Origin of the sequence: Kaistella sp. SH40-3, assembly GCF_030686865.1 — a bacterium.
Classification (GTDB): Bacteria; Bacteroidota; Bacteroidia; order Flavobacteriales; family Weeksellaceae; genus Kaistella.
Map to the genome: position 1 here is coordinate 214,800 of NZ_JAQYUS010000003.1, position 16,262 is coordinate 231,061.

The 16,262-nt window shown below is 35.9% G+C and carries 16 protein-coding genes; 5 read left to right on the plus strand and 11 right to left on the minus strand.

The genetic code is table 11. From position 1 onward, the window contains the following. Window positions 1-101: 101 nt before the first annotated feature. The 8 genes from PUH65_RS06885 to PUH65_RS06920 form a co-directional block, all read right to left on the minus strand. Window positions 102-515: a cytochrome C gene (locus tag PUH65_RS06885; RefSeq protein ID WP_305519134.1), complete on the minus strand. Its 414-nt coding sequence runs from the start codon at window positions 513-515 to the stop codon at window positions 102-104. Window positions 516-534: 19 nt separating this feature from the next. Next, window positions 535-795 carry a hypothetical protein gene (locus PUH65_RS06890; protein WP_305519135.1) on the minus strand — a complete coding sequence of 87 codons (261 nt, stop codon included), beginning with the start codon at window positions 793-795 and terminating at the stop codon, window positions 535-537. A 45-nt stretch (window positions 796-840) separates the two neighbouring features. Then, window positions 841-1,833, minus strand: coding sequence for a cytochrome c (locus PUH65_RS06895; RefSeq protein WP_305519137.1), 993 nt, complete (start codon window positions 1,831-1,833; stop codon window positions 841-843). 9 nt (window positions 1,834-1,842) lie between these two features. Further along, window positions 1,843-3,594 carry a cbb3-type cytochrome c oxidase subunit I gene (locus tag PUH65_RS06900; protein WP_305519138.1) on the minus strand — a complete coding sequence of 584 codons (1,752 nt, stop codon included), beginning with the start codon at window positions 3,592-3,594 and terminating at the stop codon, window positions 1,843-1,845. 47 nt (window positions 3,595-3,641) lie between these two features. Next, window positions 3,642-4,076, minus strand: coding sequence for an Rrf2 family transcriptional regulator (locus PUH65_RS06905; RefSeq protein ID WP_125025885.1), 435 nt, complete (start codon window positions 4,074-4,076; stop codon window positions 3,642-3,644). 128 nt (window positions 4,077-4,204) lie between these two features. Continuing rightward, on the minus strand, window positions 4,205-5,056 hold the full coding sequence (locus tag PUH65_RS06910; protein ID WP_305519317.1) for a DUF72 domain-containing protein: 852 nt from the start codon (window positions 5,054-5,056) through the stop codon (window positions 4,205-4,207). 331 nt (window positions 5,057-5,387) lie between these two features. Continuing rightward, window positions 5,388-7,043, minus strand: coding sequence for a ribonucleoside-diphosphate reductase subunit alpha (locus tag PUH65_RS06915; RefSeq protein WP_305519139.1), 1,656 nt, complete (start codon window positions 7,041-7,043; stop codon window positions 5,388-5,390). A gap of 399 nt (window positions 7,044-7,442) precedes the next feature. After that, window positions 7,443-8,417 (minus strand): ribonucleotide-diphosphate reductase subunit beta, encoded by a 975-nt coding sequence (locus PUH65_RS06920; RefSeq protein ID WP_305519140.1) that lies wholly within the window; start codon window positions 8,415-8,417, stop codon window positions 7,443-7,445. A 407-nt stretch (window positions 8,418-8,824) separates the two neighbouring features. Here PUH65_RS06920 and PUH65_RS06925 point away from each other — a divergent pair, with 407 nt between their 5' ends. From PUH65_RS06925 to PUH65_RS06945, 5 genes are all read left to right on the plus strand, one after another. Then, window positions 8,825-9,517 carry an ABC transporter ATP-binding protein gene (locus tag PUH65_RS06925; protein WP_305519141.1) on the plus strand — a complete coding sequence of 231 codons (693 nt, stop codon included), beginning with the start codon at window positions 8,825-8,827 and terminating at the stop codon, window positions 9,515-9,517. A 66-nt stretch (window positions 9,518-9,583) separates the two neighbouring features. Continuing rightward, window positions 9,584-10,813 (plus strand): ABC transporter permease, encoded by a 1,230-nt coding sequence (locus tag PUH65_RS06930; protein WP_305519142.1) that lies wholly within the window; start codon window positions 9,584-9,586, stop codon window positions 10,811-10,813. Window positions 10,814-10,913: 100 nt separating this feature from the next. Then, window positions 10,914-12,182 carry an ABC transporter permease gene (locus PUH65_RS06935; protein WP_305519143.1) on the plus strand — a complete coding sequence of 423 codons (1,269 nt, stop codon included), beginning with the start codon at window positions 10,914-10,916 and terminating at the stop codon, window positions 12,180-12,182. 167 nt (window positions 12,183-12,349) lie between these two features. Beyond that, window positions 12,350-13,546 (plus strand): efflux RND transporter periplasmic adaptor subunit, encoded by a 1,197-nt coding sequence (locus tag PUH65_RS06940; protein WP_305519144.1) that lies wholly within the window; start codon window positions 12,350-12,352, stop codon window positions 13,544-13,546. A gap of 343 nt (window positions 13,547-13,889) precedes the next feature. After that, window positions 13,890-14,093, plus strand: a complete 204-nt coding sequence (locus PUH65_RS06945; RefSeq protein WP_305519145.1) for a hypothetical protein — start codon at window positions 13,890-13,892, stop codon at window positions 14,091-14,093. Between the two features lie 55 nt (window positions 14,094-14,148). Here the strand turns inward: PUH65_RS06945 and PUH65_RS06950 are convergent, their stop codons facing one another. The 3 genes from PUH65_RS06950 to PUH65_RS06960 all read right to left on the minus strand — a co-directional run bounded on the left by PUH65_RS06950 (window position 14,149) and on the right by PUH65_RS06960 (window position 16,259). Next, the gene (locus PUH65_RS06950; RefSeq protein ID WP_305519146.1) at window positions 14,149-14,760 is read right to left on the minus strand and encodes a hypothetical protein; all 612 of its coding nucleotides are present in this window, start codon (window positions 14,758-14,760) and stop codon (window positions 14,149-14,151) included. 222 nt (window positions 14,761-14,982) lie between these two features. Further along, window positions 14,983-15,630, minus strand: coding sequence for an HD domain-containing protein (locus tag PUH65_RS06955; protein ID WP_305519148.1), 648 nt, complete (start codon window positions 15,628-15,630; stop codon window positions 14,983-14,985). Between the two features lie 44 nt (window positions 15,631-15,674). Beyond that, entirely contained in the window at window positions 15,675-16,259 is a 585-nt protein-coding gene (locus PUH65_RS06960; protein ID WP_305519149.1) for a hypothetical protein, read from the minus strand. Window positions 16,260-16,262 lie beyond the last annotated feature (3 nt).

Below are 16,262 nucleotides of genomic sequence, written 5' to 3' on the forward strand. Positions count from 1 at the left end.
TTATAAATTTAATTATTATTTAATTTATAAAAAACTACTCCAATCTGAAAAATTTAAAGATAAATTTCAGGATTTTATCTGAAAAGAAAAAAAAATTCAAACTAGTACGGAAATCCACTAAAATAGGTTATCCCGTAATAGGCGCCCCAACCTGCAATTAAAATGATGATTACCCACATCCAAACGGGAACAGTTTGTGGAGTTTCACTTCCTTCTATTACGAAACTTTTTTGATTTCCCTTGTCATAAGCATTAATCATCAGGGGAAGAATACCATCGACAATATCATCGTCTTTTAAACCTTCCACACTGATGGATGGTCCATTTTTTACGATGAAATTAATTTTTCTAATCCCTTCCCGACCTGCCGGCGATTTGCTCACAATTTTCAGGACATGCTCTCCATCGCTAAGTTTTGAGGTATCAAAATCAAATACAATTGGAGTATGTAATTCAGCAAGTGGTTTTATTTCATCGTCGATGAAGAGATATACGGAACTGCTATCTTTGGTCATCTTTTAATTTTTTACGGTATTAATTTAAAATAGAATTCTTAATATGGTTTCGGTCTTTTTCCCCAGGTTTTACCAAAAACTTTAAAGAATAAATAAAAGTTAAGATGGTAATTACTGCGATAACGGCAACAATAATCCAGTCGAAATCTCCACGTGGTCCAACACCATGGGTAAAATCTCTGGTAACTTTTGGTTGTTGTAGTTTACAGGCATCGCAGGCGAAGGCAAAATTGACTACTAACAAAAAAAAGAAGATTGCGGTATTTTTAATTGTTTTCATAATCATTAAATATTTTTGTTAATGTTGAATTACTGATTATATAATTTATTTCATTTGATCCATCACTGCTTTCACTTGTTCCAAAGTCACTGGTTTCGCATTATTACCCCAAGATGATCTTTCATGATTCATAATTGCAGTAACCATTTCCGGTGTAAAGTTGGCATTTTTACCAACTGCAGGCATTGGTCCATATCCTGGTCGACCAGTATAACCAGTCATAATAATATTCACATAAACTGCAATGTCATCACCTCCTACAATCGGACTTCCCTTCAATGGAGGAAATGCTCCAGGTAAACCTTCACCATTGGCTTGGTGACAACTTGCGCAGTTCGCAGTAAACAGTTCACCACCATCTGGCAAAGCATCTGCGCCACCACCCGCTGCAGTTTTCTTCACTTCTTTCTTATAAAGGAATTCTTGAGGTTTTACTCCTTCTGGTAATTTTGTTTGTTTCAAACTTTGTAAATAAGCCACCAGTTGCAATGCTTTTTTAGTGGCTACAATTTTTTTAAATTTATTTCTCAAAAATTCTGCGGGAACTTTTACTTCCACGTCCCCTTTATCTAAATAATCTTTCTCCACAAAAAGGAAAGAAAAAGAAGGCATTATTGATTCTTTGACCACTGCTCTTGGTTGATACAAGTGGAGCAATTGCCAATCACTACTCGGTTGTCTCTCGCCGATTGCAGTTAAGTCTGGACCTGTTCTTTCTGAACCTAATAAATTTGCAGTGTTTCGCCAAACGTCGGTTCTGTGGTTGCCGGCATAATCTGCAGGGATACTTGGTCTGCTTCCGAATACTTTATCCATTTCCACTTCCCGAACCTGTTGCGTATGACAGGCGATACAACCATTTTCTATATAAATGGCCTTACCTGCAAGTTCATCTTTTGTTAAAGGTTTTGCATCAGGAAGAGGTTTATAAATTTGTTGATTGGTAAAAGCAGGCAATATGGCAATCTGTAACGTTAGAAACAGAAAAAACAGTAATGCTGACCAAAACAAAGTTTTATGATTATTTAAAAATTCCATTATTCCAATTTATTTTGTAGGGATGAATTCTGTATTTTTTAATTGTCTTTTGGCTTCTAAAATTTCTGCAGGCGTTGTAGGAATAATCACATGTGGTTTTTTATTGATCATTTTGTAGAAATTATAAGCGAACACAAAGTGTGAAATCCACATCATTGTTCCACCAATGGCACGCCACAGCCAGTAAGGAGCCATTAAAACTACGCTTTGAATAAATGGTTTACTATCCATCCAAAGCAATCCTTTTTCCGTAGAACCAATCATTAATGAAACGGTATAAAACATCAATCCAATTAACGCTAACCAAAAGTGAAGACCCACTGAAATTTTTGGTGGTTCTTTTCCGGTAAGTCTTGGAACCAAAGTGTAAATAAAACCCCACAGCATGAAAGTGATAATTCCATACATGGTTAAATGGGAGTGAGCAACCGTGAAATCGGTAAAGTGCCAAATGAGATTCGTAAATCGAAATGCTTCTACCGTTCCCTGCATTGAGCCCGTGAAGTAGAAAACTATTCCGATGAGATAAAATGGAAGCGTATATGAACTTTTAACCTGATACCAAGCACCATTAAATGTAAGTAAAAAGTTAGCTGTTCCTGCAACAACAGGGATTACCATACCCACACTGGCAACAATTGCAACGGTTTGCATCCACCAAGGAATTGCGCTGAATATAAAGTGGTGACTTCCAATTAAGGTGTAGAATAAAATTTGAGTCCAAAATGCCAAGATTCCTAAACTGTAAGAATAGATGGGTTTGTTTAACTGTTGCGGAAGGAAATAATACATTAATCCCAAACATAAAAACATAAACCACATGCCTACCCCTTGGTGCATATAATACCCCTGAATAATAGTTTCTGCAAGTCCATCCTGCCAAAATGGAAGATATGCAACCACCAAGATAACAATCACATACATTACGGCAGCGATGATATACCAGTTCGAAACATAGATTTCTTTGGTTGTCCGATTTGCCACGGTCATCAAGAAATTATAAAGGGTCAAAATGATTGCTATGGCAAAGAGCGCCATAATTGGCCAGATATATTCTCGGTATTCACCACCACCATTATTAATTCCAGCCATTAATGAAATGGTTCCCAGCAAAACTGCAGCATTCATAAGGATTAACGAATAATAGCCGATTTTGAGACTGTGAATCCCAACATTACTTACTCTCGGAATTACATAATATGACAATCCAACCATTGCAAAAGAAGCCCAGCCCCAAAATACCATATTGGTATGTACAGGACGAAGCCGCCCAAAATTTAACCAACTTACATGATCGGCATCTGGCGCAACAAATTTAATTCCCAAGTACTCTCCAACCGTGGTTCCGAACAGCAACCAAAAAATAGAGAATCCGATAAAATATAAAATTAATTTTGCGAGTTCAGGTGAAACATATTTTTGAGGAACAAAACTTTTCTTGTGAGGTATTACCCGAAGTTCTTCGATAGAATTAATATTGTGAATAATTCCTTTCTCATCTGAAGGCGGTAATTCACCAGACAATGCATTGTGAGGAAGTTGATAATCATCTTCTTTTTTCTTTTTTTCGTAAACCGCGAGTTCTTCTGGAGAGAGCCTTTCAATCTTTTTTCGGAATTCTAAAAGTTTACGTTGGTTTTTTAAGTCTTTGTACGTTCCATAAGTCTTCACAATAGCAATGACTAAACCAGCAAGCACTGGTATTAAAATGAGAAGTACCGTAATCTGAATACCCGATTCCCCAAATAGTGAATTATTCATATAGAAATATTAAAAGATAAAATTGTCCTTTATTGTAGTAAAAAAAACTAGCGCTTTAAAAACGTAATCCCATCGGAGACTTCTTCAGCCAAAGATTTCAGCGTAGCCCTCTGTAAGGTTTCCCTCATCTCGTCCCGAATTTTCACAAAACTGAAATGCATCGGACAAGGTTTTTGTCCATCACATCTTCTGAGACCTAACGTACAGTTTTCAAAAATACCATCACCATCCATTGCTAATACAATATTTAGGAGTGATACTGAATGTAAATGATCATCTGTTATAAAAAACCCACCATTCGGACCTTTAATAGAAGACAGCACTTCGGTTCGGGTTAATTTCTGTAATATCTTCGCCATAAATGCGGGCGGGGAATCGGTATGTTTTGCTACTTCTATTAAACTTACTTTCTCATTTTTAAGAGAATGCTTGGCAACATAAATCGCTGCACGAATACCATATTCACATGACTTTGAAAACATATTTTTATAACTAGAACAAATGTAAATAATAATTTAATAAAAGACAAATAAGTCCTTTATTATTTTCTACTCAATTTTAACTAATTTAAAATCGAGTAAAAAGTGGAAACCACCAATTTTAAAATAATCTAGAATTTGGTTTTTACTTCTGCCATAACCGGAACGTGAATTTTCATATCAAACTCTTTATTTACTGCTTCAATAAAATAGGCAGATAAAAGCGGAGAGGCTTTCTCGATATTCTGGTGAACAAAGAAATACAGATTTTCCAAGCCTTCTTTCTTCCAAAGTTTAATTCTTTCCAGCCAGTCATCAAGTCGGGTGTAATCGCTTTCGGCATTGGCGCCAACATAACGGATAAATGCAGTTGGTGTCGTAAGCCGCATATGCAACATATCTCTTCTTCCAGCCGTATCTACAATGATATTGGTAATGTTGTGCTTCTCAAAAAGGTCCGTTGTTTTGTTGAAAATTTCTTCATCTGCAAACCATTCACTATTTCTTAATTCTATGGCAAGCGGAACTTCTTTTGGCCAGTCCTGAATAAATTTTTCTAAACGCTCGTCATCTTTCGGTTTGAAATTATCGTGGAGTTGCAGAAAAACCATTCCTAATTTTTCATCAAAAATTAAAACGGAAGTTGCAAATTGCGTCACCACATCGGTAATATTCAACAGTCTTCTGTAATGCGAAACCGTATTTGGAATCTTTGGGAAGAATTTAAAATCAGCCGGCGTTTTATCTTTCCAGGTTAGAACCTGCTCGGGCGACGGCATGCTGTAAAACGTAGCGTTCAACTCAATTGAATTAAACTGCGTCGAATAATACGTCAATTCATCTTTAGTCCTTTTTGGATAAAATCCTTTCAGATCGGTTTTGTTCCATTTTGCGCACCCGATGGAAACATTGAAATCTTTGGACTGATTTTCCTTTAAAATTTCTTTGGTTCTTAGATGATCTTTAGGAAGTGTAAAATCAATTTGCGACGGGTCTTCTACTTATCCGAATTTCAAAACTGGTGCTGATTTAGAATTAGAGGTTTAAAGTTATGGATTTTAGATTTATGTTTATTAATATTCAAACGTAATAAAAATATTTAACGCAAAGAAATACAAAGTTTTCTTACAAACATTCTGTTTCTAACTCGCTTTTAAGTTCGCAAAGGCGTTTTACTTAGGAAAGTTCACAATGAACTATAATCTGCTGGCATTTTAGAAAAATCAATCGCAGATCATTCAAAATAGTTTAATAAAAAAACCACAGAAATAATCCTGTGGTTTGTATAAAGTCTATGTTTTTCTTCTCTAATGTTTACGCTTCACAACTCGAACACGTCACAAAGTTCACCATCATTTCTTTCGAAACAGAAGAACTTCTTTGGTAATACAAAGATTTCACGCCTTTCTTCCAAGCCTCGATATAAAGGTAATTCACATCTTTCACTGGCATAGTCGATGGGATTTGCAAGTTCAGTGATTGTCCCTGATCAATATATTGTTGTCTTTGTGCAGCCTGAGAAATAATTTCCATTGGAGAAATCTCTCTGAATGTTTTAAATACTGCTTTTTCTTCGTCACTCAATTCCGCAAGATTCTGAACAGAACCGTGATTCAACATAATTGTTCTCCATGTATCTTCGTTGTCGATTCCTTTTTCCTGAAGTAATTTCGCGAGGTATTTATTTTTACGCATAAAGTTTCCTTTCGCCAAACCTGCTTTATAATAATTTGACGCAAACGGCTCGATTCCCGGAGAAGTCTGTCCCAAAATCGCAGAACTTGAAGTCGTAGGAGCAATCGCCATCGTTGTGGTATTACGCATTCCGTAGCCTTTCAACAATTCCGGTTCACCATAAATATTCGCCAACTCCTGAGAAGCAACAATCGACTGCTCTTTAATTTGTCTGAAGGCTTTTGCATTAAACTGGGTCGCCTCAAAACTTTCAAACGGAATCATGTTTTTCTGCAGATAAGAATGGTATCCGAGAACCCCCAAACCTAAGGCTCTGTGGCGCAAAGCAAAGTTTCTCGCTCCGGTCAGATAATAATTCCCTTCTGTTTTTTCAATGAATTCCGACAAAACAGCATCCAAGAAATAGATCGCTAATTTCACCGCATCCGTATCTTTCCACTCGTCATATAATTCTAAGTTCATCGAAGAAAGACAGCAGATAAACGATTCCGCTTCGCTGGACGGCAACATGATTTCCGAACACAAATTACTTGCATTCACGGTCATTCCCTGATCTTTGTAAACTTGTGGTTTATTACGGTTCACATTATCGGTGAAGAAAATGTACGGTAAACCTTTCTGTGCACGGCTTTCAAGAACTCTTGCCCAGATTTTACGTTTCTCCATATCGCCGTCGATCATGTCCTGCATCCAGTAATCTGGCACGCAGATTCCGGTGAACAAATTCTGAATCGGACTTCCAATATCTTTAATCGATAAAAACTCTTCAATATCTCCGTGGTCGACATCCAGATAAGCCGCAAAAGCACCACGACGAACGCCACCTTGCGAAACCACATCCATTGCAGTATCGTACAATTTCATAAAAGAAACTGCACCCGAAGACTTTCCGTTATCCGTAACCGCTGTTCCACGGTTTCTCAATTCTCCAAAATATCCGGAAGTTCCGCCCCCAATTTTGGTCTGCATAATCACTTCCCCTAATTTGTGCGTAATTCCTTCAATATTATCCGGCACATGAACATTGAAACAGGAAATCGGCAAACCGCGTTCAGTTCCCATATTTGCCCAAACCGGCGAGGAGAAACTGATCCAGCCTTTTCTGATCATTTCCTCAAAGGCAGGCTGCAATTCCGGTTTATATAATCTTTTCGCGGCTGCTGTTGTAATTCTGGTAATGGCACCATCTACGGTTTCGCCTTTCAACAAATAGCCGCGGTTTAACATTTGCTCCGACTCTTCGTTCAGCCACCAGATTTTTGATTGTTCTTCCATATTTTCTCTCTCTAAAATGTACCGCGTACAATGTGTTTTTTATTAATTTTTCCAGAAGCATAAAATGTTCGCTTCTTTTCTATCACGGTCCCGCTTTCCACTCTATCTTTTTCGGTAATTTCGACTGCGCTCAATCACCAAAAAAGGATACCGTTTCAATCGCGGCTATTTATTTCTGTCTTTTTTCTTTCGAAGATTTTCTAATTCAGTTTAAAACCTTGTCAAGGTTTCGAACCTTGACAAGGTTAATTTCGATACTGCTGGAAATTCTTTCGTTTAAAATCCCAATTATATTTAATATTCCCAACTACGCCCCGACTTGAACGGAAATCCTTTTTGTGAAGCAAAGCGGAACAAAAAGATTGGGAGTGGAAGGCGGAAAAAGGCGCCCAAATAAAACTAGAACAAATCGTTCTCTGTAATACTCTTATCGTGTTTGGTATAGTCCACCGGTCTTTTGGCGAAGAAATCATCCATTGAATTGGCGAAAACTTCTTCTTCAAACCAAACCATCGGACGGTATTGTTCCGGCGAAATATTGTAACGGGTTTTCATATTAATTTTCTTCAAACTGTCATCCACACGGAATTTCATGAAGTTCAATAAGTTCTCCTTGCTCACATTATCGATTTCTCCCATTTCGAAAATCCAGTCCAGGATTTCTTCTTCTACATTGATGGAATGATCAACCAAAGTGTAAATATCTTCGATGTCTGAATCGGTTAACAAATCAGGTTGTTCCTGACGGATTTTGTTGATCAGATAAATCCCCGCATTGGCGTGAATTTGCTCATCAACGGAAGTCCAGGCGATAATGTTGGATACATTTTTCATGTAACCTTTGAATCTTGTGAACGATAAAATAATCGCAAACTGAGAAAACAAAGAAACGTTTTCAATTAAAATACTGAATAATAACAGCGAAGAAACGTATTCTTTATGCGTTGTTGAATTCGCATGTTTTAAAACATTGGATAGAAAATCAATTCTCTTTTTAATGGCAGGAATTTCGATTACCTGATTAAACTCGTCATTGTACCCTAAAACCTCCAACAAACGGGAATAGGCTTCGGAGTGACGGAATTCGCATTCTGCAAACGTAGCACCCAATCCATTCAATTCCGGCTTCGGCATGTGATTATAAAGATTTCCCCAAAATGTTTTTACAGAAACTTCGATTTGGGCAATGGCTAAAAGAGCGTTCTTAATCGCGTTTTTTTCATGAGGTTCTAACTGAGAATGAAAATCCTGAACATCTGCCGTAAAATCAACTTCAGAATGCACCCAAAATGATTTGTTAATCGCTTCCACAAACTGTAAGATTTCCGGATACTCAAATGGTTTGTACCCTACTCTTTTGTCAAAAATTCCCATGGTAAAAATTAATTTTAAATCACTTCTCTTGGAAAAGCAAAATTATATAACGATATGATTATTAAATGGTTGCAAAAAGAATTAACTAGAATGTATAGAATTTCTCCTTTAATGCGTTCCGTACAAAAATAGGAAATGAAACCATACTAAGAAAGCCGTAATGATTAATTGATTGACTATAAGGTGTAAAAGTTTTCCACAATCACACAGACGGCGTACCTATAAAGCAATCCCAAAGATTGAATTATTGAAGTAACGTTTTACAACCATATTTATTAAACATGTCGCTGTAAACCCAAATATGATAATACAACTAAATTAAACAGCGTAAGAAAAAATAATTAGAAGGTAAAATTGTAACAAATAAAATATTAATCCTACCTATTATAAAATTAATCCCCCACTTGATGTTAGTAATTAAAGACCTGAATAAATCATACGACACCGGTAAGAGCAAACTCCATGTTCTAAAAGGAATTAATCTTTCGATTGATGAAGGCGAATTTGTTTCCATTATGGGAAGTTCGGGTTCTGGGAAATCGACCTTATTAAATATCATCGGCATTTTAGATGAGAAAGATTCTGGGATTTATGAACTCGATGGAATTCCTATTGAGCATCTTTCAGAAGTGAGAGCCGCAGAATACCGAAGTAAATTTCTCGGATTTATCTTTCAGTCTTTTAACTTAATTGGTTATAAAACTGCTTTAGAAAATGTAGCACTGCCACTCTACTATCAGGATGTTCCCAGAAAACAAAGAAACCAGAGAGCCATGGAATATCTAGAGAAAGTTGGACTTGCAGAATGGGCGACCCATTTGCCAAATGAACTTTCAGGTGGACAAAAACAAAGAGTTGCTATTGCCCGCGCTTTAATTACTGATCCAAAAGTAATTTTGGCCGATGAACCTACCGGAGCACTGGATTCTAAAACAACCTACGACATTATGAAATTGCTGCAGGAAATTAATCGCGAGGGGAAAACCATTATTGTCGTTACCCATGAACCTGATGTTGCGGCAGAAACGAAAAGAAACGTCATTCTAAAAGACGGTATTATCGAAAGTGATGAATTTATTACTCAAAGAGTTTTGCAATAGCAGATTTGCTTAACAATGAATTACTGAATGGTGAATTCATTATAAAAATAAATAGAATTAAAAATTATGTTTGACCTCGACCGCTGGAGAGAAATATTCGAATCGATTCGCAGTAATGTACTGCGGACAGTACTTTCCGGCTTTACAGTGGCCTTAGGTTTATATATTTTCATCGTACTTTTTGGCATTGGTACTGGTTTGCAAAATGCGTTTACTCAAGGCTTCGCCAGAGACGCAACGAACCTGATCACAATTTTCACCAGAAAAACCACCATCGCTTACGGCGGTTTACAATCAGATCGCCAAATCGTTCTTAAAAATGAGGATTACGAAAAAATCACCAATGAAGAACCTGAAAAATTAGAAAGTGCCACACCAAGATATTCCTCGAACATGACCGTGAAATACGGAAAAGAAAGCGGAAACTATCAAATTAGCGGTGCAAATCCTGACGAGATTATTATCGAAAACCGTAAATTAACAGAAGGCCGATACATTAATCCTATGGATCTGGACCGCAAACAAAATGTTGCTGTGATTGGTAGAATGGTTCAGCGTGATTTAATAAAAAACGGAAGTCCAATTGGAAAAGATTTGGATATTAATGGAAGCATGTTTAAAGTTGTTGGAGTGTTTTCCGATGATGGTGGGGATTTCGATGAACGAATGATTACCGTTCCTATTACTACTCTGCAACAACTCAAGAAAGGTTCAGATACCGTAAGTACTATTTTCTTGACTTACAATACCAATCTTACTCCAGACCAAGCCATTAAATATGGTGAACAAGTAGAAAAAGAATTAAAAGCAAAACACAAAGTTTCTCCCGATGATGAGAATGGTGTCGTCGTAAGGAATAATGCTAAAAATATGGGTCAGACTTTTCAATTTTTATTCATTATCACCTTAATTGTTGGTTTTATCGGTATGGGAACTTTGCTCGCTGGAATTATCGGAATCAGTAATATTATGGTTTACATTGTTAAAGAAAGAACACAGGAAATTGGCGTTCGAAAAGCAATTGGAGCAAAACCCAGCAGCATTGTCGGTTTGATTATGCAGGAAAGTATCGTCATTACGGTAGTTTCTGGTTTAATGGGTGTTGCCTTAGGAATTCTGACCTTGCATTTACTCGGCGACAGTTTAGAAAAATATTTTATTGTAGATCCTTCCGTTGGGTGGGGATTAGTTATTGTGGCTTTTGTAAGTCTGGTTATTTCCGGGCTGATTGCAGGATTTGTACCAGCATATCGCGCCAGTAGAATTAAACCGATTGAAGCATTGAGAAGCGAATAGGCTCTGCTGATGAAAGAATATAGAGAAAAGACTTTACAAACACCATTTAAATTAATTTCGAACTAATTAGTGAATTTACTCACTTTAAGAAATTGACATTATGAACATCATTTTCAAAATAGATACCTGGCAAGAAATTTATTATTCCCTGAAAAATAATAAGTTGAGGACCTTTCTAACCATGATTGGCGTAGGTTGGGGAATGTTTCTTTTTGTTGCCCTTTTGGGCGCTGCAAAAGGAATGGAAAATGGTTTTGATAAAGTTTTCTCTGGCTTTGCAACCAACTCTATTTTCCTTTGGGCGCAGAATACTTCAATTCCTTATGATGGATTTCCGAAGGGTAGAAAAATGGATTTGCATTTAAGTGACCTTGATCTGCTTCCACAAAAAGTTCAGGCAATCGACTATATTTCTCCTCAAAGTTCACGGGGAAAATTCGGTACTCCAGGAGAATCTTTTTCGAGAAATGGAAAAAATGCAACTTATACTTTAACGGGCGATTTCCCAGTTGGAAATAAAATCTCTGAGAAGAAACTGATTTTCGGACGTTATTTAAATGACGCCGATATTACCGGAAATAAAAATGTAATCGTCATCGGTGAAGAGATTTATAAAAATTTTTTCGATGCTAAAAAGAATGAAAATCCAATTGGACAATCCATTAATGTGAAAGGTATTTTCTTTAATGTCATCGGAGTATTTAGAGTTAAAAAGACGGGTGGACCAGAAAATGACCAGTCCGCTTTTATCCCCTTTTCCACTTTTTCCAAAATGTATAATGAAGGCGACAAAGTTGGATTTTTTGCAATTGTAAGTAAACCCGATGCTGATTTGAGCGTTGTTGAAGATCAGGTAAAAAATGAACTCAAAAAGAAATATAATGTTTCGCCAGAAGACACCAATGCTTTTGGAAGTTTTAACCTCGGAAAAGAATTTGCGAAACTGACCGGATTTCTTACAGGAATGCAGTTACTAACAATTACAGTGGGAACATTAACCATTTTAGCCGGCGTTATTGCGATATCAAATATATTATTGATTACAGTAAAAGAAAGAACCAAAGAAATTGGTATTCGCCGTGCTTTGGGTGCAAAACCCGCAGAAGTACGGAATCAGATTTTACTAGAAAGTGTGGTTATTACTTTGTCTTCAGGACTTTTGGGATTTATGCTCGGAATCTTCCTGCTGATGATTCTGAATGCGGTGACTCAAGGCCAGGATACTTTTCCGTTTTATAATCCGACAGTAAATTATGGACAGGTTTTCGGTGCGATGGCGATTATGGTAGTATTAGGTTTAATTGTCGGCATGATTCCGGCGCAACGAGCGGTGAAGATTCGTCCGATTGAAGCGTTGAGATCTGAATAATCGGTAATGAATAAGGGGTAATTTAAAAACTAATTTTAATACTCAAGACGATATTGCGACCCGACCTGAATGGAGCTCTTTTTGCGAGGAGGCACGACGAACAAAAAAGCGGGAATGGAGGGCGGAAATAGTCGCCCAAAAAAATAATTAAAAAATAAACGAAATATATGAAAAAGAAGTTCACTTTAAAAAAAGCCATCTATATTCTCTTGGCAGTAATCTTTGCCACGGCACTGTTTATGGGAATTAAATATCTGATCTCATCCAATTCTAAAGAAAGCGAACAGTTTTTGACTAAAAAACCATTCGTTCAAAACATGGACGATAAAGTAATGGCAACTGGAAAAATTGTACCGAGAGAGGAAATTGAAATCAAACCCAATATTTCTGGGATTATCGATAAAATTCTAGTGACCGAAGGTGATAAAGTTACCGCTGGACAATTGGTTGCGACCATTAGAATTGTACCGAGCATTCAGAATGTGAACGCTGCACAACAAGAAATTAACAACGCGAATCTGCAGATTAGCAATGCTCAAATTAATGTATCGCAACAGCAAAAACAATTTGCAATGCAAGAAAGATTGTATTCGCAAGGCGTAATTTCTAAGCAAGAATATATTTCGGCACAACAGCAATTACAATCTACGCAGCAAGCATTACGAAATGCGCAACAACAAAGACAAACGGCTCAAAAAAACCTACAAATCGCAAAAACGGGTGCAACTCCAGAATTGGCTGGTTTGGCAACCACTCAAATTCGATCCAAAGCGAATGGAACTGTTTTAGAAGTTCCCGTAAAAGTTGGAAGTCAGGTCATTGAGGCGAATTCATTTAATGCAGGAAGTACTATTTGTTCCATCGCAGATTTAAATTCTCTTATTTTTGAAGGAACGATTGACGAAGCACAAGCCGGAAAATTGAAAGAAGGTTTGGATATGAATGTGGTCATCGGTGCTTTGCAAAATAAATCTTTTCCAGGTCGTGTAACGATGATTGCACCGAAAGGAAAAGAGGAAAATGGAACGATTAAATTCCCAATTGAAGCCGACGTTTTTAATAAAACCAATGAATATATCCGCGCAGGATTTTCTGCAAACGGAGAAATTATTTTGAGTTCTCAGAAAAATGCTTTGCTTTTGGATGAATCTCTAATTCAATATGAAAAGGTGAATGGAAAAGATAATTCTTTCGTTGAAGTAAAACAGCCGGACGGAAAATTCAAAAAAGTGAATGTAAAGCTCGGCGCAAGCGACGGAATTAATGTTCAGATCTTATCAGGAATTAATAAAGATTCTGAAGTGAAAGTTTGGAATCCGTCTGATAAAGATAAAGAAGCATTGAAAGAAAAGAAAGGTAAATAAACAATTTTACTTTTTTTTAAAATAAACAAATCCCGGGAAATTTCTCGGGATTTGTTTTATGTAAACACTTCTCCAGATTAATTTGAACAAATCGAAAAACGCGATGAATAAAGTATCTCAGTACCAAAAAAAAAGTACATTTTCCTAAATAACATTTTGTGTCATTAGCAATATTTAGGGATGATTTCTAATTTATCTTGTAAAAGCACCATAAAAAAAAGGGTGATTTTTGACATTAATTTGGGTCTTTATCTCGTATGTTTCGCCTCTTATTTTGTTGAAATTTGTATTAGAAAACAGAACATTTTATTCAAGATAAAATAAAATGTAAAAAATCACCATTATGAAAACATTTAATTTCGACGTAGATGATTGCTTTGATTCAGCCTGTAATTCTTTAAGTAAAGAAATGGGAAGTTGTAGAAATGCAGATTTAGATCTAAGCAATAAAGTTCAATTGAATAATAACCGCAAAAAAAAGAAAATGTCTTTATATGAAAAATTAGAAATTGTTTGCTTACTAATTCTGGTAAAATATTTTCTTTAAAATGTTTTCTTCTTGTAAACGTAAAATTTAGAATCAGATATTTATTGAAAAATAATTATCTGATTTTTTTTATTTTATTTTTTCTAAGCAAAACTGCAAGATTCAGAAATAAAAGAAGCAATCCCAAAGTCATCCAAATTGCGGTTTTTATATTATCGAACTTGAGCGCTTCAATTTCAACTTTGGCCACATCTGCTAACTTAGAACTTTGCACGATATAGTTTCTGACCTCAACGATTTGATCTTCATTTTTATTGGGAATTGAATGTTGAGAGAAATAAACCAAATTCTTTTTACCCATATATCCTGCTACCCAAAACTGATCTGATTGATCCATTTTTAAATAATCGATTCTGTAATAATCTGTTCTAATTTTGCCAAGATGCCTGGTTTCGTATTTTAAATCAGGATCAGAATCTTCATTGATTTTAATAATATAAAAATCTAATGGAAATGGCAATTTGTTTACAACTTGTATCGTGAGAGAATCTTTCAGGAAATGATCCACACTTTTCTGAATGAAATAATAAGCAAAAACCACCACGGAAATTCCCACAATAACAATCCGAAGCGCTTTCGCCCAAAATTTGAATCTACCAGTTTTAATGACGGACAGCAGTAAACAAAACGCAAGTAAAACGGCAAGCAGGAAAAACAAATAAAACATGGCGTAAAGATAAATAAAATTAACAACTAGCAAACCGAAACTTCTTGCCTTAGCAAGTTATTACAAGATATTCTTTAATCTAAAAAATCATACAGCAGCAGTAATTTTTCATTATGACAAAGTCGCAAATCATAAACAAAAATGCTGTTTTTTATTGCGGACGTAAATTCTTTTAACTTGTATCGTTTCTTTTTTAATTGTCTCCTTTTATTCGGCTCTTATTCACTCTACATTCCATTCACGGGAGAATTGGTCAAGGAAATTAAGCATAAAATCGTGTCGCTCTTCTGCTAATTTTTTCCCGGTATCTGTGTTCATTAAATCTTTTAAAAGGAGTAATTTTTCGTAAAAATGATTGATCGTTGTTCCTGTAGACTTTTTGTATTCCTCTTTTGTCATATTCAACTTTGGCTGAATTTCGGGATGATACATTAAATTATTTTTAAAGCCTCCATAATTAAAGGTTCGCGCTATTCCAATCGCACCAATAGCATCGATTCGGTCGGCATCCTGAACAATTTGAAGTTCGATAGGCAGAACATCAGGAATTTCTCCCCTATTTTTGAAGGAAATATTTTTAATAATAAATAAAATCTGATCGATAACTTCACCAGAAACATTTTGACCTTCTAGAAATTCCTGAGAAATTTTAAGAGCCAAAGTTTCATCGCCCTCGTGAAATTTTGGATCCGCAATATCATGAAGCAAGGCAGAAAGTTCCACAACTTCTAGATTACAGGTTTCTACAGCAGCAATTTTTTTTGATAATTTCCAAACTCTTTCAATATGAAACCAATCGTGACCGGCTTCAGCACCTTCTAATTTTTCTTTAACAAAAGCGACTGTATTTTGAATTATATTTTGGGGCATATTTTTATAAATGAATTAGGAAGTAAAGACTTTAAGTCACAAAATTATTTCGCGGTTTCTACAAACTGAAAAACCTGCTCTGTTTTAGGATTATAAATAATTGTGCTGCTGTTTGGGAATCTTTTTAATTTATAATACTCGATACTTTTATCGTTTTTAATATCTTCTAAAAAACTCATATCAATCGTATTTTCCGGCAAGAATTTCTCCACAAAACTTAATTTATCGATGAAGGTTTTCCCATCGATTTTTTTCGCTACAGTATCAGATTTCTCCTCATTCGAAGTTTCTTGATTTTCGAGATACGGAATCAACAAATCTTTATCGGCTTTATATTTAAAAACATACGCTGGCGAACCATTTGGGAACGTAAATTTCTTGCCTTTAAAATCAGAAATCATGGTAGGATCTCCCTGCGAAAAAACTTCTTTAAACTGAGTATTCTCTGCATTGGTCAAAGAATTAATGGAATTGCTGACGGTTTCATTCAGCGTCTCTGTAACCGCAGTATGTGCTTTTTCTTTTACGCTGGTCGTTGTTTTTTCAATTTGTTCATTGATGGTTTCTTCTATTTTTGAACAAGAATTTAACGCCAATAATGGCAAAAGAAAGATGATGTATTTTTTCATTTT

Coding starts and splice junctions, on each gene's coding strand:
- PUH65_RS06885 (WP_305519134.1), bottom strand. CDS start 515: ATGACCAAAGATAGCAGTTCCGTATATCTCTTCATCGACGATGAAATA.
- PUH65_RS06890 (WP_305519135.1), bottom strand. CDS start 795: ATGAAAACAATTAAAAATACCGCAATCTTCTTTTTTTTGTTAGTAGTC.
- PUH65_RS06895 (WP_305519137.1), bottom strand. CDS start 1,833: ATGGAATTTTTAAATAATCATAAAACTTTGTTTTGGTCAGCATTACTG.
- PUH65_RS06900 (WP_305519138.1), bottom strand. CDS start 3,594: ATGAATAATTCACTATTTGGGGAATCGGGTATTCAGATTACGGTACTT.
- PUH65_RS06905 (WP_125025885.1), bottom strand. CDS start 4,076: ATGTTTTCAAAGTCATGTGAATATGGTATTCGTGCAGCGATTTATGTT.
- PUH65_RS06915 (WP_305519139.1), bottom strand. CDS start 7,043: ATGGAAGAACAATCAAAAATCTGGTGGCTGAACGAAGAGTCGGAGCAA.
- PUH65_RS06920 (WP_305519140.1), bottom strand. CDS start 8,417: ATGGGAATTTTTGACAAAAGAGTAGGGTACAAACCATTTGAGTATCCG.
- PUH65_RS06925 (WP_305519141.1), top strand. CDS start 8,825: ATGTTAGTAATTAAAGACCTGAATAAATCATACGACACCGGTAAGAGC.
- PUH65_RS06930 (WP_305519142.1), top strand. CDS start 9,584: ATGTTTGACCTCGACCGCTGGAGAGAAATATTCGAATCGATTCGCAGT.
- PUH65_RS06935 (WP_305519143.1), top strand. CDS start 10,914: ATGAACATCATTTTCAAAATAGATACCTGGCAAGAAATTTATTATTCC.
- PUH65_RS06940 (WP_305519144.1), top strand. CDS start 12,350: ATGAAAAAGAAGTTCACTTTAAAAAAAGCCATCTATATTCTCTTGGCA.
- PUH65_RS06945 (WP_305519145.1), top strand. CDS start 13,890: ATGAAAACATTTAATTTCGACGTAGATGATTGCTTTGATTCAGCCTGT.
- PUH65_RS06950 (WP_305519146.1), bottom strand. CDS start 14,760: ATGTTTTATTTGTTTTTCCTGCTTGCCGTTTTACTTGCGTTTTGTTTA.
- PUH65_RS06955 (WP_305519148.1), bottom strand. CDS start 15,630: ATGCCCCAAAATATAATTCAAAATACAGTCGCTTTTGTTAAAGAAAAA.
- PUH65_RS06960 (WP_305519149.1), bottom strand. CDS start 16,259: ATGAAAAAATACATCATCTTTCTTTTGCCATTATTGGCGTTAAATTCT.